This is a genomic window from Microbacterium sp. LWH13-1.2, assembly GCF_038397735.1.
Classification (GTDB): domain Bacteria; phylum Actinomycetota; class Actinomycetes; order Actinomycetales; family Microbacteriaceae; genus Microbacterium.
The window spans coordinates 854422-875810 of record NZ_CP151635.1; the positions used below are offsets into that span (position 1 = coordinate 854422).

Consider the following 21389-nt stretch of genomic DNA (forward strand, 5'->3'; position numbering starts at 1 on the left):
CACGAGGGAAAGCGAAAGGCCCTCTGACCTGGATTTCTCCGAGTCAGAGGGCCTTTCATTTGTTGCGGGGACAGGATTTGAACCTGCGACCTCCGGGTTATGAGCCCGGCGAGCTACCGAACTGCTCCACCCCGCGGCACAAGAAGAAACTTATCACGGATTCTGAGAGCGCGCGAATCGAGGCCGGGAACGGTGCCCGGTCCGACACGATGCGGGAGGATGGGGAGCATGCCAGAGACCTCCGCCGCCGTCCCCGTCGCCGTCTGCCAGTTCGCGCCGACGGCGTCGCGCGCGGACAATCGCGAGCGCATCGCGCAGTTGACTGCGGATGCGGCCGCGCGGGGCGCCACGCTGATCGTCTTCCCCGAGTACTCGAGCTACTTCGTGGATCCGATGGATGCGACCCTCGCGCAGAACGCCGAGACGCTGGACGGCGAGTTCGTGTCGACGCTGACGGCGCTGGCCGCCGATTACGGCGTCGTGATCGTCGCGGGGCTCGCCGAGCGCGCCTCCGACTCGACTCACGTGCGCAACACGGTCGTGGCGGTGCGCGGCGACGGGATCCTCGCGACCTACCGCAAGCAGCATCTGTACGACGCGTTCGGTCAGACCGAGTCCGACTGGGTCGAGGCGGGGGAGACCGGGATCGCTGCGACGTTCGAGCTCGCCGGCATCCGGTTCGGTCTGATGACCTGCTACGACCTGCGGTTCCCCGAGGTGTCGCGCACGCTCGTAGACGCCGGCGCGGACGCCCTCGTCGTGCCTGCCGAATGGGTGCGCGGCCCGCTCAAGGAGCATCACTGGACGACGCTTCTCGCCGCCCGGGCGATCGAGAACACCACCTACGTGATCGCCGCCGACCACCCGACGCCGATCGGCGTCGGACATTCACAGATCGTGGATCCTCAGGGCGTGGTGCTGGCAGGGGTCGGAACGGAGGAGGGCATCGCCATCGCCGGCGTCGCGCGCGCGGCGATCGAAAGGGTCCGCGCGGTCAATCCGTCGCTGCGTGTGCGTCGCTACGCGGTCGCTCCGCGCTGATCCGGCCTGTGCGCGGCTCGGCGGCCGCTCAGAAGCTCGAGGCGAGGCGTGAGGCCGCCTGTTCGAGCACGGCCACCTGCTTGCACGCGGCGAAGCGCACGAGACCCGCGTAATCACCCTGCCGGTCCTCGGAGACGAAGGCCGTGAGCGGGATGGCCACGACTCCGGCCCGCTCAGGGAGATCGCGACAGAACTGTGCCGCATCCACTCCTCCGAGGGCCGACGCATCGGCCACGGTGAAGTAGCCGCCCTGCGGCGGATGCACTGTGAAGCCGGCGGCTCGGAGGCCCGATCCCAGGATCTCGTGTTTCGCCGCCAGCGCCGCGGCCGCCCCGGTGAAGTAGTCGTCGGAGAGGCGCAGCCCCACCGCGATCGCCGGCTGGAACGGCGAGCCGTTCACGTACGTCAGATACTGCTTCACCGTGAGCACGGCGGTGATGAGGTCCGCGGGGCCGTGCACCCAGCCGATCTTCCAGCCGGTCGCCGAGAAGGTCTTCCCCGCGGACGAGATCGTGAGCGTGCGCTCGGCGCCCCCGGGGAGCGTGGCCACGGGCGTATGGGGGGCGTGGAAGGCGAGGTGCTCATAGACCTCGTCCGTGACGATGATGGCGTCGTGCAGTTCGGCGAGCCGGACCACCTCGGTGAGCACCGCACGGTCGAAGACCGCCCCGGTCGGATTGTGCGGATCGTTGATCAGGATGATCCTGGTGCGATCCGTGACTGCTGCGGTGAGCTGATCGAGGTCCGGCTGGAAGTCGGGGGCGCGCAGCGGCACGGTGCGCAGCCGAGCGCCGGCGAGGGCGACCGCCGCCGCGTAGGAGTCGTAGTAGGGCTCGAACACGACGACCTCGTCGTCCGGACCGTCGATCAGGGCGAGCAGCGTCGCCGTCAGCGCCTCGGTGGCACCGGCCGTCACGATCACCTCACGAGCCGGATCCACCTCGAGTCCGTAGAAGCGCCGCTGGTGCTCGCTGATCGCCGCCAGCAGGTCCGGGGTGCCTCGCCCCGGCGGATACTGGTTGGCTCCGCGGGCGATGGCCTCACGAGCGGCGTCGAGCACCTCGGAGGGACCGTCCTCATCGGGGAAACCCTGGCCGAGATTGATCGCTCCGGTACGGGCCGCGGCAGCGGACATCTCTGCGAAGATGGTGGGCGCGACGCTTCCGTCGGGTGCGAGCAGACCGGCTCCCGCTGCCGTGCGCCGCCATGCGCCTGGGATGACACTCATGAAGAACAGGCTAAGGGCATAGCCGAAACTCATCTCCGCCATACGAAACGCACAGATACACGCGCCACTCTGAAGGGGCGTCGTTGAAGGAGCACACCATGAACGAAGACAACACCCAGGACCACTCGGTACCCGCGTCGAACGACGCGGTGCCGTCCACCGAGGCAGCAGAGGTCGTCGACCGTTCGACGACGGATGCCGCCGCTCAGACCCCCGGCCCCGCGGCCGCGTCAGTACCGAACCAGGGACATGAGGTTCCGCAGACGTTCGCGTCGACGCCCGCGCCGCACCAGGGTGCGCCGACCGTGACCGGCACACCGGAGGCGCCCCTCGTGTCGCAGGCGCCGGCCGCCGCGGGCCCGCAGATTCCCGCGCCGGTGTTCGAGGCCCCCGCGGCTCACGTGTCGCCGGCCGCGCAGACGGTTCCGCAGCCCTACTTCGGAGCACCCGGCCACCAGGCGCCCGTTCACCCCGGTGCGACCACCGCCACGGCGCCCGGAGCGGCGTTCGGCATCCACACCGCTCAGTCGGACCAGCCCGGCGACGGCGCGACCAAGGTCAAGGGCCAGAAGCCTCGGGCCGGCGTCAAGTTCGCCGCGATCGTGGTCGCGGCAGCTCTCGTCGGCGGTGTCGCCGGCTTCGGCGGAGGAGCGCTCCTCAACGGCATCTCGAACCAGAACTCGACAGGTGTCGCCCAGGGCCCCGACACGGTCACCGTGAACAACCCCGGTTCGGTCAACGAGACCACCGCGGTCGCGACCGCGGCCCTGCCGTCGGTCGTCACGATCGAGGTCGCGGGCTCGGACCAGGCCGGCAGCGGCTCCGGCGTCATCATCAGCGACGACGGCTACGTGCTGACGAACACGCACGTCGTGACCCTCGGCGGGGCCGTCGCCGACCCGACGATCCGCGTCACCACCTCGGACGGACGCATCTTCACGGCGACCGTCGTGGGGACGGACCCGATCTACGACCTCGCGGTCATCAAGCTCGAGGGGGCGTCGGATCTGACTCCCATCGACTTCGCCGACTCGTCGAAGCTCAACGTCGGCGACACGGCCGTGGCGCTCGGCGCTCCTCTCGGACTGTCGAATTCGGTCACGACGGGCATCGTCAGCGCGCTGAACCGCAGCATCCAGATCGCGTCGTCCGCCCTTCCCGACTCGTCGTCCGAGGATGCCCCGCAGGAGGAGCAGACGCCGGACGAGGGCGAGGGTCAGGGCCCGTTCCAGTTCGATCTGCCGGGCAACACCTCGCAGCAGAGCTCGGAATCCATCTCGATCGCTGTGATCCAGACGGACGCGGCCATCAACCACGGCAACTCCGGCGGTGCTCTCGTGAACAGCAAGGGCGAGCTGATCGGCATCAACGTGGCGATCGCGAGCTCGGGCAGCTCGGAGGAGTCCGGCTCCATCGGCATCGGATTCGCGATCCCGGCGAACATCGCCCAGCGCGTCTCGGAGGAGATCATCGCCGGTGGCGTGGCGAGCCACGGTCTGCTGGGCGCATCGGTCCGCGACGCGGCCTCGGTCGAGAACGCCGAGGTCGCGGGTGCGTACATCGCCGATGTCACCGACGGTGGCGCCGCCGCGGCCGGCGGTCTCAAGGCCGATGACATCGTCACCGCCTTCAACGGTGTGCCGATCACGAGCGCCAGCGACCTGACCGCTCAGGTTCGTGCGGCCGCCGCCGGCAGCGAGGCGAAGGTCACCTACATCCGCGGTGGCAAGGAGTACGAGATCGATGTGACGCTCGGAGAGCTCGCAGGCTGACCTCGGCACCCGGCTCCGAGAGAAGGACGCCACCCCGCGATAGGCTCGCGGGGTGGCGTCCTTCTCTTTCGGCTCCGGCAATGCGGCCAAGCTGCTCCGGATCCCTCTCTACCTCGCCGGACGCGTCGGCACGCTCCTCGTGCCTCGGGGTGGCCGCTGGGTCTTCGGCTGCGGCGCAGGCGTCGGCGACGGTGCACTGGCGCTGCAGCGTCACGCTGCAGCGCAGGGCCACGAAACGCTGTGGCTGACCTCCTCTGAGCGCGAGGACCGCGACGCCGCGGATCTGGGCCTCCGGACCGTTCGCAAGGGCAGTCTGCGCGGGTGGTGGGCCACGGCGCGTGCCGGGGTCGTCGTGGTGACACACGGTCTCGGCGACGTGAACCGCTATGCCATCTCCGGCGCCTTCGTCGTGCAGCTCTGGCACGGCATCCCGCTCAAGCGGATCGGACTCGATTCCCCGGCCACGACCCAGGTTCCCGATGTCCCAGGGGCGCCGGTGCTCCGACGTCTGATCGGCATCCTGTATCGACGTGCTGCTCAGCGGATCCGAGTGCTCCCCGCGGCCTCGCACCGCTCCAGGGGACGCCTGGAGTCCGCATTCGCTCTCGGCGATGCGCGCGTCGTCGTCACCGGAGAGCCCCGCGTCGACGTCCTGTCCGCCGGTGAAGCGCACGAGCGGCGAGCCACCGCGTCCACGCTGCTGGGCCGCGTGCTGGACGATCTGCCGCCCGGTTCGCGGATGATTCTGTACGCCCCGACCTGGCGTGACGGCGCGGTCGATCCTGCGGTGCCGGATGCCGCGCAATGGGTGCAGATCATCCGTGTGCTGGAAGAGCATGACGCGGTGCTGCTGGTGCGCTCGCACCCTCTCGGCGAGGGCGGATACGCGCCGTCGTTGCCGAGCAGACGGGTGCGGATGCTCGGGGCAGGCCTCCTGCCCGACGTCACGCCGGCGCTCCCGGCGATCGACGTCCTGATCACCGACTACTCCTCGCTCGCCTACGACGTGGGACTTCTCGGGATGCCCGTGCTCTTCCTGGCACCCGACGCCGAGCAGTACGCCCGCACGCGGGGCTTCTACGGTCGCTTCCAGGACGTGGCAGGCGATGACGCCGCGAAGGACTGGGATTCCGTTCTCGTGCAGCTGTCCGCGCTGCTGGACGATGACGGCGTGTTCGCCGCGAGATCGCAGCATTCCGCTACGCTCAGCGCGGAGATGCACGCGTTCCGCGACGGACGCAACACCCGGCGCGTGTACGAGACGATCCGTGCGCGAGGCATCCCCGCGCCGAAGGGAGCAGCATGACCACGGCCCGCATCGATGAGGCGGCAGAGACGCTGATCATCGCAGGGGCAGGTCGCCGTCCCTCGGCGGCGCAGCTGATCGGGCCGCGGGCTCGAGTCGACGCCCGCATCACCGGTGGCGGCAAGACCTGGAAGGCCACATTCCCCCTGAGCGCATCGCGATGGGGTGGCCCCGAGCTGCCTCTTCCGGCGGGCGACTACGAGATCCGCATCCCCGATGTCGATCTCGACGGCCTGCGTGTCGGCACTGAGGTGCTGACAGGCGTCCGTGTGGCCGTCGACGGGGCGACGGCGCGGATCGGCGCACCGGTCGACCCCGCATACGAGTCGCCCGAGGGGCAGGCCACGCTCGAGGGGCGCTACCTCTCGCACCAGGGCGCCACGGAGAACGCGGTCTTCTTCGAGAGCTTCTACGGGCGCAGCGTCGGCTGCAATCCCCAGGCGATCGACCGGGCGCTCTCGGTGCAGGCACCCGACGTCGTCCGCTACTGGAGCGTCGTCGACCTGTCCGTGGCGATCCCCGACGGTGCGATCGCCGTCGTCGAGGGGAGCCCCGAGTGGTGGCGCGCCCGCGCGGCGTCACGACTGCTGATCGTGAACGACTGGCTGCGGCGACGGTTCGCGCGCAAGCCCGGACAGAGGGTGCTGCAGACCTGGCACGGAACGCCGCTCAAGCGCCTGGCGCTGCATCGACCCGGATTCGATCCTCGTCGTATGGCCGCCGTCGTCAAGGAGTCCCGTCGCTGGGACGTGCTGCTCGCGCAGAACACCTACTCCGAGCGCATTCTCCGAAAGGCGTACGCGTTCCTCGGGCGGCCGGTCTGGGTCGAGGGGTATCCGCGCAACGATGCGCTGGTGACCGGGGATCCCGCGGCGATCCGGGCTGCCCTCGGCATCGCGGACGGCGAGCGCGTGCTGCTGTACGCGCCGACGTGGCGCGACGACCGTACGGAGATGGTCGACTTCATCGACCCCGAAGAGCTCGCCAGGAAGACCGACTCCGTGGTGCTCGTGCGGGGGCACTCGCGCACGATCGACACCGGCCGTGACCGCGCCGGCGCGCGGGTGATAGACGTCACCGGATATCCCGAGACCTCGCAGCTGCTCCTGGCTGCGGACGCCCTGATCACCGACTACTCGTCTGTCATGTTCGACTTCAGCGTCACGGGCAAGCCGATGTTCTTCCTCGTCCCCGACCTCGATCACTATCGCGGGAAGCTCCGCGGGTTCTACTTCGATCTCGAGACACGCGCACCGGGCCCACTGGTGCATACGCAGGACGAACTCGTCGCCGCACTGGCAGACCGCGGACACGAGAGTGCCTTCGCGGAGCGTTACGCCGCGTGGAAGGCCCAGTTCAACGCCAGGGACGACGGTCATGCGGCCGAGCGGGTCGTCGCGCGCATCCTCGACCAGGGGTACGTCACCCGCTGACCGGACCGGACCGGCGGATCGGAGCGGCGGATCGGAGCCCGGACTAGGGGAGAGGCGTGTTGCGCGTGCCCAGCCTCGAGGCATCGACAGTGTCACCGGCGCCTCGCAGCACTCCGCCGAGGAAGCCCAGCCCCCAGGAGAGGTGCATGGTCGGCAGCACGGCGAGCGTCCAGATCCGCTGACGGAGACGTCCGCCGCCCGGCAGCGACGCGACGGCGATCACCAGCAGCGCGTATGCCAGGAGGGGCAGGTAGACGACGGCTGAGAGGATCGCGGAGATCAGCCCGGAGATCGCCCCGGTCAGCTGCAGCGCCCCCACGATCAGGGCCGTCGCGACGAGCACCACCAGAGCCGGGGGAGCGAAGAAGCGGATGCCGTTGCGGCGGCCGTACCGGCGCACGAGCTCTCCGCGCCAGGCGCCGGTGGCCCGGAACTGCCGCGCCAGGCGCAACCAGCTCTCGCGTGGCCAGTAGGTGACGGAGAGGCTCGGATCGAACCAGACCAGGTGACCGGCCTGACGGATGCGCAGATTGAGCTCCCAGTCCTCGCCGCGACGGATCGACTCGTCGAAGAGCCCGACCTCCTCGATCACGGTGCGGCGCATCACCCCGAGATAGGCGGACTCCGCCTCGCCCTCCTGGGTCCCGCCGTGGTACGCGCCGCCGCCGAGTCCGACGGGGGAGTTGTACAGGCGTGCGACCGCCTTCTGGAAGGGCGTCCGTCCGTCGGCGTGCATGACGCCTCCGACGTTGGCTGCGCCGGTGCGCTCGAGCGTGTCCAACGCGCGCGCCGCGTACCCGGGCGACAGCTCCGAGTGCGCATCGACGCGGACGATCGTGTCGTAACGACTGGCGCGGATCGCGGCGTTCAACCCGACGGGGATGTGCGCCGCGGGGTTGTCGACGAGACGGATCCTGTCGTCGTCGGCGGCGAGACGCTGCGCGAGTTCGGTCGTACCGTCCGTGGAGGGGCCGAGCGCGAGCACGAGCTCGGCCGGCACCGTCAGCTCCTGCGTGAGCACCGACCGGATCGCATGCTCCAGATAGGCGCGTTCGTTGAGCACGGGCATGACGAACGACACCCCGGTCTCGGGAACGTCGATGTCGTAGTCAGGCACATGACGATCATGGCATGTGCTCCTCGGACGTTCGCTGATTCGCTTCGCCGTGCGATGCGACGACATCCGTCGGGCGCGGCGCGGGCACTCGGTATCCTGGAGGGATGGGTGCAGTGTCCGATGCGAAGAAGGCCTACCGTCTGCTGAAGCGCGCGCTCGCCTCGCGCAAGGCCGTGCAGCGGGTCAGGCGTCGCCTGGCCGACCAGGAGCCGCACCCGGCCGAGCATTACAAGATCGCCGTCTACTTCGCGGACGGCGCGGTCAACATGTATCAGATGAGGCAGTGGTACCGCCCGCTCAGCGAGCTGGCGAAGCGCTGGCCCGTGGTCGTGCTGTCGCGCTCCGCCACCGGAGCCGACAAACTGCTCGACGAGGACGGTCCGCCTGTCGCGTTCGTTCCGACCGTGCGCGACCTCGAACGGTTCATCACCGCGCAGGACATCCGGATCGTGCTCTACGTGAACCAGAACACCCGCAATTTCCAGATGTTCCGCTACGGGCGGCGCTGGCATGTGTTCATCAACCACGGCGAGTCCGACAAGATGTACATGACCACGAACCAGTACAAGGCGTACGACTACGCCTTCGTCGCAGGTCAGGCCGCGCGTGATCGTCTGTCCCGCACTCTCTGGGACTGGGACATCGACCACCGTACGATCGAGATCGGTCGGCCACAGGCGGATCATTACTCCGGCACATTGCCCTATACGCCGGACGCGCGGACCGTGGTGCTGTATGCGCCGACCTGGGAGGGCGACCGCCCGAGCGCCCACTACGGCTCGATCGCGACGCACGGCGAGTCGTTGGTGACGGCGTTGCTCGCCTCGGGCACCCACCGTGTGATCTATCGCCCGCATCCGCGAAGCGGCGTGGTCGACGATGCGTACGGCGCAGCGCATCGACGGATCATCGCCGACATCGCCGCGGCGAATACCGCCGATCCGACGGCGCAGCACGTGTACGACGACGGTGCGGAGCTCGGGTGGCAGCTCGCTGCGGCCGATGTCGCGATCGTCGACATCTCGGCCATGGTCTACGACCGTCTGGCCGTCGGGAAGCCGTTGATGATCACGCGTCCCGCCGATGAGCGCGCATCGATCGACACCAACGGATATCTCTCGGACTGCGAGTGGCTGAGCGCCGACGCCGCGTCCGACATCGTGGCGGAGGTCGAGCGCGTCCGCGCCGACGAGGTGGCCATCGCCCGGCTCCGCATGTGGGTGCAGCACTATTTCGGCGATACGACACCCGGCGTCGCCACCGCGAAGTTCCACGCCGCGATCGAGCAGCTCATGCAGAAGTGGGATCACTGGCAGGCGCACGAGATCGGCTCTGTGCGCACTGACGAGGACGACGACGACGAAGAGGCCGACGAGGAAGAGGTCTGACGGTGGAGCTTCCCGTCTCTCGTTCGGTCGCCTCCCGTCTTGACGTGCTCTCCGAAGCCGGCTCGACGAATGCCGTCCTTCGCGAGCGGTCTGTCGACGCGCGGGCCTGGCCGCACCTCTCCGTGCTGCTCACCGACAATCAGACGGCGGGCCGCGGACGACTCGATCGAACATGGACGGCGCCGGCCGGGGCCTCCCTTGCCGTTTCGGTGCTGCTGCGGCGGCTCCCGTCCGCTGTCGATGCCCGAGGATGGATCCCCCTCGCCGCCGGTGTCGCGATGGCCGATGCCATCGCCGAGCAGCTTCCCGGGCATGAGGTGGCGGTCAAATGGCCGAACGATGTGCTCGTCGACGGTCACAAGATCTGCGGCATCCTCGCTGAGGCCACGCACGACGCGGTGATCGTCGGCAGCGGCGTGAACACGGCGATGACGGCATCCGACCTGCCTGTGTCCACCGCGACGTCCTTCGCGGTCCTGGGCGCGGAGGTCGATGCCGACCGCCTGCTCTCGGCGTATCTGGGAGAGCTCGATACCCTGGTCGCCACGCTCGCCGCGGCGGGAGACGCGGTGTCGAGCGGACTGCATGCGGCGGCAGGCGACCGCTGCGCGACGATCGGCCTCGAGGTGCGAGTGTCGCTTCCCGGGGACCGAGTCCTCGTCGGGACGGCCACGGCGCTGGATCCCGACGGGCGGCTTCTCGTGCGCCACGACGGCATCGACACCGCCGTGTCGGCGGGCGACGTGGTGCACGTCCGACCCGCGTGACTCTGACACGCCCGGGCGCGCAGACGCCGATGTCTGCAGTTGCGGGCACAATGGAGGAGTGACCCAGCCCGTGACTCTCGGCGGAAGGCCGACGATGCCACCGCCAGGCGTGCCCACCGAAGAACTGCTCATCGCGCGGTTCCGAGCCCACGCGCGACGGCTGTTCTGGTCGGCGCTGGTTCTGATCGCGGTGTTCGGCGCCACCGCATATTTCTACGACAATCTGCCGTCGCCGTTCGAGAACTGGATGCTGCTCGCTTCGGCGGGCGCGCTCGTGCTGCTCGTCGTGGTCGTGCCCTATGTCATCTGGTATTCGCGATCGGTGACGGTCACCACGCGGCGGGTCATCGTCAACCACGGCATCGGCGCGCGCAACCGGCAGGAGATGTCGCATGCCCGCGGCTACACGATCGGTGTGCGACGCGGTGTGCTCCAGCGCATGTGGGGTGTCGGGACGATCACGCTCGCGAACGGCGTCGACGCGCCTCTGCGGCTCGCGAACGTGCCCAATGTCACGCTCGTGCACGAGACCCTGGCCGATCAGATCGAAGTGAGTCAGATCCTCGCTCACCGCGACGCGCAGTCGGGCCCGGACGGATACTCCGGATCCTGAGCGCGGACAGACGCCTCGGCGATCAGCGTGAGACGTGTGATCCGTGCTCGCGCCGATGCGCGAGAATGGTCAGGACGAATGGAGGCGGCACATGGCGCTGCGCGTTGGCGTGATCGGTGGAGGCCAGCTGGCCAGGATGATGATCGCACCGGCGGTCGAGCTCGGACTCGACCTGCGGGTGCTCGCTGAAGACGAGGGCATGTCGGCGCAGCTCGCCGCGACCGCGGTCGGCGACTACCACGACCTCGAGGTGGTGCGCGCGTTCGTGAAGGACGTCGACGTCGTCACCTTCGATCACGAGCACGTCCCACAGGAGATCTTGAAAGCCCTGGTCGCCGACGGTGTCGCCGTGCACCCGGGCCCTGATGCACTGCAGTTCGCTCAGGACAAGCTCGCCATGCGTGCTCGCCTCGCCGACCTCGGCGTGCCGCAGCCTGAATGGGCGCCGGTGCGCAACGCTCCGGAGTTGCAGGCCTTCCTCGACGAGCACGAGGGTCAGGGCGTCGTCAAGACCCCGCGTGGCGGGTATGACGGCAAGGGCGTCCGCGTCGTCCGCGCCGCTGCAGAGGCCCAGGACTGGTTCGACGGTCTCGCCGACGGCGAAGCGCTGCTGGTCGAGGAGCTCGTCGGCTTCGTGCGGGAGCTCGCGCAGCAGGTGGCGCGGCGTCCCAGTGGTCAGATCGTCGCCTACCCGGTCGTCGAGACCGTGCAGCGTGACGGTGTGTGCGCCGAGGTCATCGCACCCGCGCCGCAGGCCGGCGAGCGTCTGGTCCAGGTGGCCGGCGAGATCGGCCGCTCGATCGCCGAGGGGCTCGGAGTCACGGGCATGCTCGCTGTCGAGCTGTTCGAGACCGACGACGAGCGGATCCTCGTGAACGAACTGGCGATGCGTCCTCACAACAGCGGCCACTGGAGCCAGGACGGTGCCGTGACCGGACAGTTCGAGCAGCACCTGCGCGCCGTTGCGGATCTGCCACTCGGAGACACGACCGGGCGTGCTGCGTGGTCGGTCATGGTGAACATCCTCGGAGGTCCGAAAGAGGGGTCGCTCGGCGACCGCTTCGCCGGTGCGATGAGGGAGCACCCGACCGCCAAGATCCACACCTACGGCAAGGCTCCGCGCCCTGGTCGCAAGGTCGGCCACGTGAACGTGACCGGTGATGATCTCGATGACGCCGTGTACGTCGCGAGAGCTGCAGCGGCTCACTTCGACTGAGGCTGTTCCAGAGGTGTGCCGTTCGGGGTTTCTCCCAGCAGTAGACCGTAGCCTGAGTGGGTGACTGAGCCATTGCACTCCTCCGCAGCGCCCCTCGTCGGTGTCGTCATGGGTTCCGACTCCGACTGGCGCGTGATGAGCGATGCCTCTCAGTCGCTGACAGACTTCGGGATCCCGCACGAGGTGGAGGTCGTCTCGGCGCACCGCACGCCCGACAAGCTGATGAAGTACGCGCGGGAGGCGCGTGACCGTGGCATCCGGGTGATCATCGCCGGCGCCGGTGGCGCCGCGCATCTTCCGGGCATGCTCGCGTCGATGACGGCGCTGCCGGTCATCGGCGTCCCGGTGCCGCTGGCCTATCTCGACGGTATGGACTCGCTCCTGTCGATCGTCCAGATGCCCGCCGGGATCCCGGTGGCCACCGTGTCGATCGGGGGAGCGCGCAACGCCGGCATCCTCGCCGCGCGGATCCTGGGAACATCCGACGGCGACCTCGCCGACCGCGTCGAAGCCTATGCACTCGACCTCGAAGCTCAGGTCGAGGAGAAGAACGAACGGTTGAAGGGGTCGCTGTGACCCTTGCCCCGCCGCGCGGGTCGGCGCGACCGCTGATCGAGACGCGCCCTCTGCGGAATCCGGATCCGGCCGATGCCGGGACGATGACGAAGCGCGGCTGGTGGCTGGTGCTGATGAACGTGCTCGTTCCGGGGTCGGCCCAGGTGCTCGCGGGCAACCGCAGGCTCGGGCGCTTCGGTCTGGGGGCGACGCTTCTCGCGTGGTTCCTGGTGATCGTCGGCGCAGGCCTCGCTCTGTTCGCGCGCCCGGTGCTGCTGTGGCTCACCGTCGGCGGCGGCTGGTTCTCGGCCGTGATCCTCACGCTGGTGCAGGTGCTGTTGATCGCCTACATCGTGCTGTGGCTCGTTCTCACCTTCGACGTGCTCCGGCTCGTGCGGATCGTCAGGATCCCCGCGCCGTCGAAGTTCGCCATTCCGCTCGTCGCGCTGCTGCTGCTCGGTCTCGTCGGCACGGGCATGGGCTACGCGGCGTCGTACGTCGGCACCGCCCGCGGCACCATCAGCACGATCTTCGGGCAGAGCGGGCCCAGCCTGCCGCCGAGCGAGGGGTACTACAACATCCTCCTGCTCGGTGCCGACAGCGGCGACGGCCGCGACTCCATGCGCTTCGACAGCATCTCGGTCGTCTCGGTGAACGCGACGACCGGCGCCGTCACCATCACCGGCATTCCGCGCGAGCTCCCGAACGCGCCGTTCAGCGAGGGCAGCCCGATGCAGGCGCTGTATCCGAACGGGTTCGAGGGGCACGGCTCGAGCTCCTGCGGGTGGAACGGCTGGATGAACCACGTGCGCAACGCCGCGGAGATCTGCCGCGAGGACAACGGTCAAGGGCTCTACCCCGACGCCGCTGCACACGGATCCGACCCGGGCATCGAGGCCACGAAGGATGCCGCAGAGGGCGTTCTCGGCATCGAGATCCCGTATTACGTCTTCGTGGACATGCACGGCTTCGCGGCCCTCGTCGATGCACTCGGCGGTGTGGACATCAACGTCACCGAGCGACTGCCGATGGGCGGCCCGCCCGAGGGCACGGATCCGTATGACGTCGATGCCTGGGCGATCGGCTGGATCGAGGTCGGCCAGCAGCACATGAACGGTGACACCGCGCAGTGGTACGCGCGATCGCGGTACACGACGAGCGACTGGGACCGCATGAAGCGCCAGCGCGAGCTGCAGGAGGCGATCCTCGCGCAGTTCACGCCGCAGACCGTGCTCACCCGCTTCAACGAAGTGGCTGCCGCCGGAACCGCACTCATCAGCACCGACCTGCCTCAGGACAAGCTGCCGGAGTTCTTCGATCTGATGACGAAGGCCAAGGAACAGACGATCACGACGATCGAGCTCACCCCCGAGAACGGCGTGGATGAGCACACACCTGATTACGCGTACATCCACGACCTGATGCAGCAGACACTGCACCCGCCGACGGAGACGCCGACCCCGACGCCCTGACGGGTGCGACCGCTTCACCCAGAGGGCGCGAATAAGCCCACGACCGCCACCTGAGAGTGAGAGTGACGGTCGTGGGCCTCCGGTACGAGACCGGATTCACCAGACGACGGTGATCGGAGGGGGAGGGATCACCGTCGTCCAGTCGATCCCCGCACGAAGCGAGGATCTGACCTAGGCGCGCTTGCGGCGCACGACTCCTGTCGCGACGAGGGCTCCACCAGCCACGAGGGCTGCGGCTCCGCCGCCGAGGACCCACGGCGACACACTGCCGCCGGTGAGGGCGAGCTCGAGTCCGCCGCCCGTGAGCGGAAGCTCGGTACCTGCGCTCGCGACACCAGGGTCATGATCGCAGCTCGAGGCATTGTCGTGTCCCCCCGAGACCGTGATGGTCGCGGTGTATGAACGCGAACCGGTGAAGGCGAGCGAGTACGAACCGTTGCCGTCGGACGGCGGGCGGAAGGTGACGAGGAGGCTGCCGTCGGCAGCCGCCGTGTTTCCGGACACCGCGGAGTCGCCGGCGTTGAGCCCCGAGACGGACACTCCGACGTTCTCGGACGGCAGGAAGTATCCTGCGCCGAACGCGACGGTCGATACGTCGCAGATGTCGATGATCGGATCATCGACGCCCACGCGCGGTGTGCCCGAGTACGAGTCGGATTCGGCCGGAATGACCGGCGCGGCAGAGGCGACAGCAGGTGCCATGAGCACGAGTGCGCCAGCGGTAAGGCTGATTGCAGCCAGTTTCTTCAGCATGATTCTCCCCAGAATTTCATGCGGAATCGCCCTCGGATACACCCCTGCATCCGACTGCGTGAGTTCTTCCTGTCCCCACGACAGAATTGCAGAACTCAGATATTCCCCAGTGAGAATGACCCTACATCATCGGATCGGGAAAGTCACGATGCGCAACGCAGTTGTTCCCGAGACGTTTCCGGCGTCCGGATCATCGGCGTGTGATCGACGACCGTGAGCCGTTCGCCCGCGCCCGTTCCCCGGAACTCGACCGTGATCGTCGAGGTCTCACCCGGCGCCAGCAGCACCTCGTGCTGCACGGCCGAGCGCGAGCCGAGGAGCGCCGTCTGCACGCTCTCCTCCGCCCCGTCGCGATCGATGTGCGAGGAGGTGGCGCCCTCGGGCCCGTACACGGTGATCAGCGTGCGGGTCGAGCCGGCCGGCACGCCGTAGAAGCCGTCGGCCGTGACGTACGGCGGCAGCGACGTGGCGGCGTCTGCCGGGGCATCGTTCGTCCACGTCACCGTCACCTGAGTGGTCGGCTGGCCGTCGCACGTGCCGACCGAGGTCGAGATGGCGGCCTCTGTGTAATAGTCCATCTTGCCGCCGGTGGTGTCGTTGAACAGCACACCCACGTGGGTCTCGGTGTCGTCGGTAGGAATCGCGCCGCCGAGGGAAGATCCTGACAGAAGCTCCTCTTCATCTTCGTGCGCGCTCCAGATTCGGATGCGGCCCTGGTCCGCCGACGTCGCCAGTGCGGAGACCAGGTCCTTCGGGTCGGCAGTCGACAGAGCGGCGGACAGCAGCGCAGCCGCCGCCTGCGAGAAGATCTCGTCCTGCGCCCTCGGATCGGGGACCGCGGCGTAGATCTCCGAGAGGAGCAGGCTCACGACCGTCTCCTTCGTGACGCTGAACGGACCGAAGGTCAGCGGCCCCGTGGCCTCGAGCAGGTTCTCCGTCATGACCGCGTCCACCGCGATGACACCGTCGACGGGCTGCCCGAAGCGATCCTGCCAGCGGGTGGCGATCGCGGGGCCGGCCTCGGTGAAGTCCGGGATGCTGGTCAGATTCTGCATGTAGCGGCCGGGTCGGTCCTCGAACAGCGCCACGGTCGATTCGCTGAGCGGGATCGGGGCGTCCAGCGCGGGGAAGTCCGGGACGGAGGCCTGCTGGACCAGCGTGATGCGGCCGTTCTCTGCATGGAGCAGAGCGATCGCGCCGATGATTCCGCCGGATGAACGCAGTTCCGCGTTGTTCTGCATCGCCAGCACGTAGTTCCGTGGGCCCTCCGCGCCGAGCATGGTGGGCAGCAGAGCTGCGGCGCCGTGCAGCGAACCCACGACGGTCGCGGCCTGCGTGACGGTGGATCGCATCTCGCGGACGGCATCCGCGAGCGGGGGGAGCGTCGCGTCCGCATCGATGCCGAGGGCGCGGTCCTCTGCGGAGCTCAGCGTGGCGCTGGCATCGGCGAGCGAGGGCTCGATCTGCGCGAAGGGTGCGAGGTCGATCACGCCGCCCGACAGCCCCAGGCTCGCGAGGTCGAGTTCCCCTGCGGCCTCGAGCACGGGCACGAGCGCATCGGCGGCGACATCGTCGGCGATTTCGGCGACGTCGCTCACGGCCGTGAAGTTCGGTCCCAGCCATGGAACGAACCCGAAGCCCTGCCAGATCGGATCGGATGTCAGCTCGTGGGCGGACTTCGCGTGATGCGCGATGCGGGCCGAGAGCGAGGCGGCCTTGTCGAGGTCTCCCTGGCCGATCGCCTCCTTGAGCTTGGACGACGACGTCGCGACCTGCTGCAGATCGTTCACGGCGCCGATGCCACGGATCGTCACCCACCCGATCGCGAGCACGAGCAACGTCACGATCACGCCGATGGTCCACCGCAACCACCGACGACGTACAGGCAGGCGTCCGTCACTCACCCCTGCATTCAAGCACGAAGCGGCATATCAGCGGTGGCGACGCCGAATCGGGTCTCGTACGGTCATGCTCCCGGGTTCTTCAGCCTCTGACGACTACTGTTGTCGCATGGGTGCTCGGCTGCGTGTTGTTCTGGATCAACTGACGCATGTGGTAGATCCGGATCACGCATCGGCGGCGTCGGATCTCGCGACGGCGCTCGTGTCGACGGCCCCGTCCGGCTGCGCTGTGGAGGCGATCGTTCCCGCAGGCTCCGAAGTGCGCATCCCCGGCCTCGCCGATGTGCGCAGACTCTCTCTCGCGAGGCGGGAGCTCGCGGCATCCTGGCAGCTCGGGATCGCTCCGGGCGTCGGTGGCGGCCTCATCCACTCGGCCACGCTCATGGCACCTCTGGTGCGCCACGATCGAGTGCACGACCATGACCAGACGACGGTCACCCTGTGGGATCTGCACGCGTGGGAGTCGCCCGAGGCGCTGCCCAAGGCCGCGGTCGCCTGGCAGCGCGCGATGGTGAAACGCGCGGTCAAGCACGCCGATGCGGTCGTCGTGCCCTCGCACGCCGTGGGGGAGCGGCTCGCCGAGATCGTGAAGCTCAAGGGGCGCATCCGGGTCATCTCGGGCGCCGCTCCCTCGGGTTTCGTCGTCCCGCTCGATGCCGTCGCGCGACGCGCCTCCCTGTCGCTGCCTTCCGGCTACGTGGTGCTGACCGGTGCCGCGGAGTCGCTGGATGCCGGATTCCGCGCCGCGGTCGCATCCGGCAAGGACGCGGTCGTCCTCGATTCGCCGGAGGGAGCCGAGCCGCGGTTCGCAGAGATCGCAGCAGCCGCCGGGCTGCCCGAATCACGTGCGCACGTGCGCGGGTCGCTGTCTGCGGATGACCGGGCTGCGGTCTTCGCGGGTGCCTCGGCGCTGGTGGCGACGAGCGCGCTCACCGCGTGGCCGTGGAGGGTCCTCGAGGCGATGACCCTCGGTGTGCCGGTGGTCGCCGTCGAGAGCGGAGTGCACCGTGACGTGATCGCGGACGGCGGGGTGATCGTCGATCCCTCGGACGTCCCCGCTGCGGTCGAGGGTGCCCTCGGCGCGGACAGCAGGCATCTCAGTGTGCTGGGTGCGGATCGGTCGCGATCGTTCTCGTGGCTCGGCGCCGCCGAGCGTGTATGGGGCCTGCACGCGGACTTGTAATGGGCTGAATGCGAGCTGTGTCTTCTCGGACACGCCGACACGCCCATAGCCAAAATCAAGTAACAGTGGCATCATCGCGCAACTTCCGTCACACTGGTCACATGTCTCGACGTGCCCCACGCTCTCGAAACACCCTGAGGATGCCCCGGGTCCTCGCCACGTTCGTCGCAGTCATTGCGCTCGTGGTCGGTGTGTTTGTCCCTGTCGCCTCCGTCTCGGCTGCGCCGAACGCGACCATCAGTGCGGCTCAGGGCCGGGACATCAAGACGACATTGGCAGGCTTCAATCCCGGCAACATCATCAGCGACGCGGTGTTCACCAACCGGAACACCATGACCGAGGCCCAGATCCAGGCCTTCTTCAACAGCAAGGTCTCGCGGTGCCAGGGCGGATCGGACAGGTACGGTCCGATCATCTGCCTCAAGGACTTCACCATCACCTCGGTGAACCGGCCGGCCGACAGGTACTGCCAGGGCTACTCGGGTGCCCCCAACGAGTCGGCGGCGCGAATCATCGCCCGCGTCGCGCAGTCCTGCGGTATCAATCCTCAGGTGCTGATCGTCATGCTCCAGAAGGAGCAGGGCCTGGTCACTCACACCTGGCCGAGCATGAACCGCTACAACGCCGCACTCGGGCAGGGGTGCCCCGACGGCGGCGTGGCCTGCGATCCGAACTACGTCGGCTTCTTCCATCAGATCTACGGCGCTGCTCGTCAGATGCAGATCTACATGGAGGGGCGCTACTTCACGTATTACGCGCCCGGTAAGACCTGGAACATCCTCTACAACCCGAATCGGAACTGCGGCAGCGCGCCCGTCTACGTGGCGAACATGGCCACCTCGGCTCTCTACTACTACACGCCGTATCAGCCCAACGCGGCTGCGATGCGCTCCGGGTACGGCGAGGGCGACGCCTGCTCCGCGTACGGCAACCGGAATTTCTATAACTACTTCACGGACTGGTTCGGGTCCACTCAGGCCACGGCGGCCATGGTGTTGAAGGATTCGAGCACCGGCGCGACGTTCCTCGTCACCGAGGGAAAGAAGTACAGCTTCCCCACGGGCGAGCGTGCGGCGCAGTTCACCTGGGTCGCACCGGTGCACGTCGTTTCGACTGCTCAGCTTGCGGCGTATCAGGATGCGGGGCCGGCGCCCAGGGCGGTCCGCACAGATGCCGGGCACGTGTACCTCCTCGACAGCGGCCGCCGTATCTGGGTACCGTCGTGCGCGCGTGCGGCTGACTACGGGTGGAACTGCATGGCGCTCCCGCTCGTCGGGCAAGGACAGGTCACGATCTACGGAGAAGGTGGCGTGCTGGAGCCGTCGATTGCCGCTCTGGGAACATCGTGGTTGCTCCAAGGAGCGATCCGACGGGAGACTCCCGACCGGTCCCTGCTTCTGCAGTACGGGATCACGAGCGGGGCGACTGTGCTGTCCGACGCGATGACGAGCGAGTACGCGGTCGGCGACCCCGTGCTGGGAGCCGGCGTCTTCGCGGACGGCTCTGGGGCGATGCGCACCCTTCTGCAGAACGGCCTCGTCTACGACATCTCTACCCAGGGGCAGGTACCGGCCGTCACCGCGGCGGCCAAGCGAGTCACCAAAGAGACGTGGGCCCGACTGAAGAGCTCCGGGAGCCTGCCTCTCACCGTCAACGCGGGAGGACGCTCATATGTGCTGACAGTCGACGGATGGCTCCAGGTCGACGCCTACGGTTCGCTCATCCCCTTCACGAGCGTCACCGCGACCTCGTTGGCGGGCATGCCCTCCGCAGGAGCGGTCCTGGGGCCGCACTTCGTCCGCGCGCAGTCCGGTGTCCAGGTTTTCCTGGTCTCCGGCGGAACCATCCAGACCGCGACTCCCGAGCAGCAGCGATCGATCTCGGCTGCCTTCGGAGTGTCTCCGACGGTGCGCGTCGTGGCCGACGGCGTGCTCGGTGACCGGGTCGCACCTGCGCAGCGCATGGTCCGCACAGCGGACGGCACGGCGTACCTGCTCGACGGTACGAGCCGCTACAGGTTCCGTGACTGCGCGCAGGTAACGGACTGGGGTTCCGCGTGCGGTCAGCTGGCCACGACGACGGCATCGGACGTGTCGCAGTACACCGACCGCGGTCTGCTGGAGCGGCTGGTGCGTCAGAGCGATGGCACGACGTGGCTGATCCAGTCCGGAACGCGACGTGAAGTCGTGGACACGGGTGTGCTCGCCCCCTTCGGCATCGGGGGAGCGACGAGCCCGGTCTCCGCTGCGTTCCTGAAGACCTTGGCGGTCGGCGTGCCGGTCCTCGCGCCCGGCACGTACACCGATGCCGCCGGAGGTTACTTCCTGGTCAACCAAGCGGGCACATTCCGTGTGCCGTCGGGGGCCCAGGTCGCGATCGTGACGCAGAGTGCTCGCAAGCTCACTGCCGAGACCATCGCACTGATGCCCCCGCGGGCGGACCTGGGGACCCGTATCCTCAGTGACAGTCGTTCTCTGCTGCTGACCGATCAGGGGTGGCTACAGGTCGCGCCGGAACTGTACGGCGGCGCGAAAGCGTTCGCGGCAGCCGACGCCGGTTCGTGGACGGGGATCCCGCTCGCGTCCACAGAGACGCGACCGCATTTCGTCAAGGACCGGACGTCCACGCAGACGTTCCTGGTCTCGGGCGGAATGCTGCAGCCGGTGGATGGCGACAGTGCGCGGACATGGCTCGCAGCCTACTTCGGCCTCTCCTCGCGTCTGTGGTCGGTCGCGGACGGAACCCTTCGCGGCGTAACGCTCGCGCCGGGGCTCGTTTTCAAGACGACGGATTCTCGGATCATGATCACGGATGGCGCGACGTCCTATCAGCTCAGCGACTGCGCCGTCGTGGCGGCGTTCGGCAAGGACTGCGCGGCGCTTCAGACTGTGAGACTCGACGCACTGGGTTTGAAGGAAGGTGGAATCCTGGGCGCGCTGCTTCGTGGGCCGGGGGGCGATGTCTGGCTCATCCAGTCGGCCAAGAGGCGAGAAGTTCCTGATCCCTCCATCCTCGCGGCGTATGGCATCGGTACGACGTCGACGGCCGTGTCGTCAGAGCTGCTGAAGACCGTTCCGCTCGGCAGCCCGGTGATCGGAGCGGGTGTCTACCGCAGCACGTCCGGCGCGATGAAGCTTCTGGTGGGAGCAGAGGCGATCGAAATCTCTGCGGCAGCGCAGGTCGATGCCATCAAGACGTATGCGAAGCCGATGACGGAGGAATCGTTCGCGCTCTTCAAGACCACGGGGACGCTGCCGGTGCGTGCCGTCAACGAAGGCGTCAGTTACGTGCTTTCCGTTCAGGGATGGGCGAAGGTCGATCCGTCGAACTACGGGGGACTGACGTTCTCTCCCGTCTCGCTCGACGCCATCAGGGTGCTGTCCATGGCACCCGTGGCCACGGGTGCCCGGTTCGTTCGTGAGGCGAGCAGCACACAGGTGTACCTCGCGTCCGGGGGACTCACGCCAATGACCGCGGAACAGCAGGCGTGGGCGACCGCGACCTACGGCGTCCCCGCGACCGTCGTCGTGGTCGCGGACGGAGCGCTCCGCTGAGCTGACCGGACACGAGAAGAGCCTTGCCGATCGGCAAGGCTCTTCTCGTTCATCCGAGGTCGGATGAGGTGTGCGAGGTCAGTTGAATCG

Annotated in this window: 16 protein-coding genes and 1 tRNA gene; 12 read left to right on the plus strand and 5 right to left on the minus strand. The window is 68.2% G+C overall.

The features are described from left to right. Positions 1-62: 62 nt before the first annotated feature. Positions 63-136: transfer RNA gene (locus MRBLWH13_RS03875), tRNA-Met, on the minus strand. A 92-nt stretch (positions 137-228) separates the two neighbouring features. On the opposite strand from MRBLWH13_RS03875, the gene MRBLWH13_RS03880 reads away from it, so the two are divergent. Continuing rightward, positions 229-1041 carry a carbon-nitrogen hydrolase family protein gene (locus tag MRBLWH13_RS03880; RefSeq protein ID WP_341956997.1) on the plus strand — a complete coding sequence of 271 codons (813 nt, stop codon included), beginning with the start codon at positions 229-231 and terminating at the stop codon, positions 1039-1041. Between the two features lie 28 nt (positions 1042-1069). Here MRBLWH13_RS03880 and MRBLWH13_RS03885 read toward each other — a convergent pair whose 3' ends face one another. Then, positions 1070-2269 carry an aminotransferase class I/II-fold pyridoxal phosphate-dependent enzyme gene (locus tag MRBLWH13_RS03885; protein ID WP_341956998.1) on the minus strand — a complete coding sequence of 400 codons (1200 nt, stop codon included), beginning with the start codon at positions 2267-2269 and terminating at the stop codon, positions 1070-1072. Positions 2270-2367: 98 nt separating this feature from the next. Here MRBLWH13_RS03885 and MRBLWH13_RS03890 point away from each other — a divergent pair, with 98 nt between their 5' ends. The 3 genes from MRBLWH13_RS03890 to MRBLWH13_RS03900 are packed head-to-tail and all read left to right on the plus strand — an operon-like array spanning position 2368 to position 6780. Next, entirely contained in the window at positions 2368-4041 is a 1674-nt protein-coding gene (locus MRBLWH13_RS03890) for a trypsin-like peptidase domain-containing protein (protein WP_341956999.1), read from the plus strand. Positions 4042-4093: 52 nt separating this feature from the next. After that, on the plus strand, positions 4094-5347 hold the full coding sequence (locus tag MRBLWH13_RS03895) for a CDP-glycerol glycerophosphotransferase family protein (RefSeq protein WP_341957000.1): 1254 nt from the start codon (positions 4094-4096) through the stop codon (positions 5345-5347). Beyond that, positions 5344-6780 (plus strand): CDP-glycerol glycerophosphotransferase family protein, encoded by a 1437-nt coding sequence (locus MRBLWH13_RS03900; RefSeq protein WP_341957001.1) that lies wholly within the window; start codon positions 5344-5346, stop codon positions 6778-6780. The genes MRBLWH13_RS03895 and MRBLWH13_RS03900 overlap by 4 nt, the downstream gene beginning before the upstream one ends. A 43-nt stretch (positions 6781-6823) precedes the next feature. Here the strand turns inward: MRBLWH13_RS03900 and MRBLWH13_RS03905 are convergent, their stop codons facing one another. Then, positions 6824-7849, minus strand: coding sequence for a glycosyltransferase family 2 protein (locus MRBLWH13_RS03905; RefSeq protein ID WP_341958203.1), 1026 nt, complete (start codon positions 7847-7849; stop codon positions 6824-6826). A 152-nt stretch (positions 7850-8001) separates the two neighbouring features. Between MRBLWH13_RS03905 and MRBLWH13_RS03910 the strand changes: the two genes are divergently transcribed. From MRBLWH13_RS03910 to MRBLWH13_RS03935, 6 genes are all read left to right on the plus strand, one after another. Then, the gene (locus MRBLWH13_RS03910) at positions 8002-9285 is read left to right on the plus strand and encodes a CDP-glycerol glycerophosphotransferase family protein (protein WP_341957002.1); all 1284 of its coding nucleotides are present in this window, start codon (positions 8002-8004) and stop codon (positions 9283-9285) included. Positions 9286-9329: 44 nt separating this feature from the next. Then, positions 9330-10052: a biotin--[acetyl-CoA-carboxylase] ligase gene (locus MRBLWH13_RS03915; protein ID WP_341957003.1), complete on the plus strand. Its 723-nt coding sequence runs from the start codon at positions 9330-9332 to the stop codon at positions 10050-10052. Between the two features lie 94 nt (positions 10053-10146). Continuing rightward, positions 10147-10665 carry a PH domain-containing protein gene (locus MRBLWH13_RS03920; protein WP_341958205.1) on the plus strand — a complete coding sequence of 173 codons (519 nt, stop codon included), beginning with the start codon at positions 10147-10149 and terminating at the stop codon, positions 10663-10665. A gap of 91 nt (positions 10666-10756) precedes the next feature. Further along, a complete protein-coding gene (locus MRBLWH13_RS03925; protein WP_341957005.1) occupies positions 10757-11881 on the plus strand; it encodes a 5-(carboxyamino)imidazole ribonucleotide synthase in 1125 nt (374 codons plus the stop codon). Positions 11882-11989: 108 nt separating this feature from the next. After that, positions 11990-12457, plus strand: a complete 468-nt coding sequence (purE, locus tag MRBLWH13_RS03930) for a 5-(carboxyamino)imidazole ribonucleotide mutase (protein ID WP_341958207.1) — start codon at positions 11990-11992, stop codon at positions 12455-12457. Beyond that, complete coding sequence (locus MRBLWH13_RS03935) at positions 12454-13908, plus strand: LCP family protein (RefSeq protein WP_341957006.1); 1455 nt, start codon at positions 12454-12456, stop codon at positions 13906-13908. Before purE ends, MRBLWH13_RS03935 begins: the two co-directional genes overlap by 4 nt. Before the next feature lie 171 nt (positions 13909-14079). Here MRBLWH13_RS03935 and MRBLWH13_RS03940 read toward each other — a convergent pair whose 3' ends face one another. Both MRBLWH13_RS03940 and MRBLWH13_RS03945 read right to left on the minus strand, forming a co-directional pair. Beyond that, positions 14080-14661 (minus strand): hypothetical protein, encoded by a 582-nt coding sequence (locus tag MRBLWH13_RS03940; RefSeq protein WP_341957007.1) that lies wholly within the window; start codon positions 14659-14661, stop codon positions 14080-14082. Positions 14662-14804: 143 nt separating this feature from the next. Next, on the minus strand, positions 14805-16565 hold the full coding sequence (locus MRBLWH13_RS03945) for a DUF4012 domain-containing protein (RefSeq protein WP_341957008.1): 1761 nt from the start codon (positions 16563-16565) through the stop codon (positions 14805-14807). A gap of 148 nt (positions 16566-16713) precedes the next feature. Between MRBLWH13_RS03945 and MRBLWH13_RS03950 the strand changes: the two genes are divergently transcribed. Both MRBLWH13_RS03950 and MRBLWH13_RS03955 read left to right on the plus strand, forming a co-directional pair. Next, the gene (locus MRBLWH13_RS03950) at positions 16714-17745 is read left to right on the plus strand and encodes a glycosyltransferase (protein ID WP_341957009.1); all 1032 of its coding nucleotides are present in this window, start codon (positions 16714-16716) and stop codon (positions 17743-17745) included. Positions 17746-17885: 140 nt separating this feature from the next. Beyond that, positions 17886-21299, plus strand: coding sequence for a hypothetical protein (locus MRBLWH13_RS03955; protein ID WP_341957010.1), 3414 nt, complete (start codon positions 17886-17888; stop codon positions 21297-21299). Positions 21300-21389 lie beyond the last annotated feature (90 nt).

Bases quoted from the DNA above. Each gene is read 5' to 3' on its own strand.
- MRBLWH13_RS03880 (WP_341956997.1), top strand. From the start codon at position 229: ATGCCAGAGACCTCCGCCGCCGTCCCCGTCGCCGTCTGCCAGTTCGCG.
- MRBLWH13_RS03885 (WP_341956998.1), bottom strand. From the start codon at position 2,269: ATGAGTGTCATCCCAGGCGCATGGCGGCGCACGGCAGCGGGAGCCGGT.
- MRBLWH13_RS03890 (WP_341956999.1), top strand. From the start codon at position 2,368: ATGAACGAAGACAACACCCAGGACCACTCGGTACCCGCGTCGAACGAC.
- MRBLWH13_RS03900 (WP_341957001.1), top strand. From the start codon at position 5,344: ATGACCACGGCCCGCATCGATGAGGCGGCAGAGACGCTGATCATCGCA.
- MRBLWH13_RS03905 (WP_341958203.1), bottom strand. From the start codon at position 7,849: ATGCCCGTGCTCAACGAACGCGCCTATCTGGAGCATGCGATCCGGTCG.
- MRBLWH13_RS03910 (WP_341957002.1), top strand. From the start codon at position 8,002: ATGGGTGCAGTGTCCGATGCGAAGAAGGCCTACCGTCTGCTGAAGCGC.
- MRBLWH13_RS03920 (WP_341958205.1), top strand. From the start codon at position 10,147: ATGCCACCGCCAGGCGTGCCCACCGAAGAACTGCTCATCGCGCGGTTC.
- MRBLWH13_RS03925 (WP_341957005.1), top strand. From the start codon at position 10,757: ATGGCGCTGCGCGTTGGCGTGATCGGTGGAGGCCAGCTGGCCAGGATG.
- purE (WP_341958207.1), top strand. From the start codon at position 11,990: ATGGGTTCCGACTCCGACTGGCGCGTGATGAGCGATGCCTCTCAGTCG.
- MRBLWH13_RS03940 (WP_341957007.1), bottom strand. From the start codon at position 14,661: ATGCTGAAGAAACTGGCTGCAATCAGCCTTACCGCTGGCGCACTCGTG.
- MRBLWH13_RS03955 (WP_341957010.1), top strand. From the start codon at position 17,886: ATGCCCCGGGTCCTCGCCACGTTCGTCGCAGTCATTGCGCTCGTGGTC.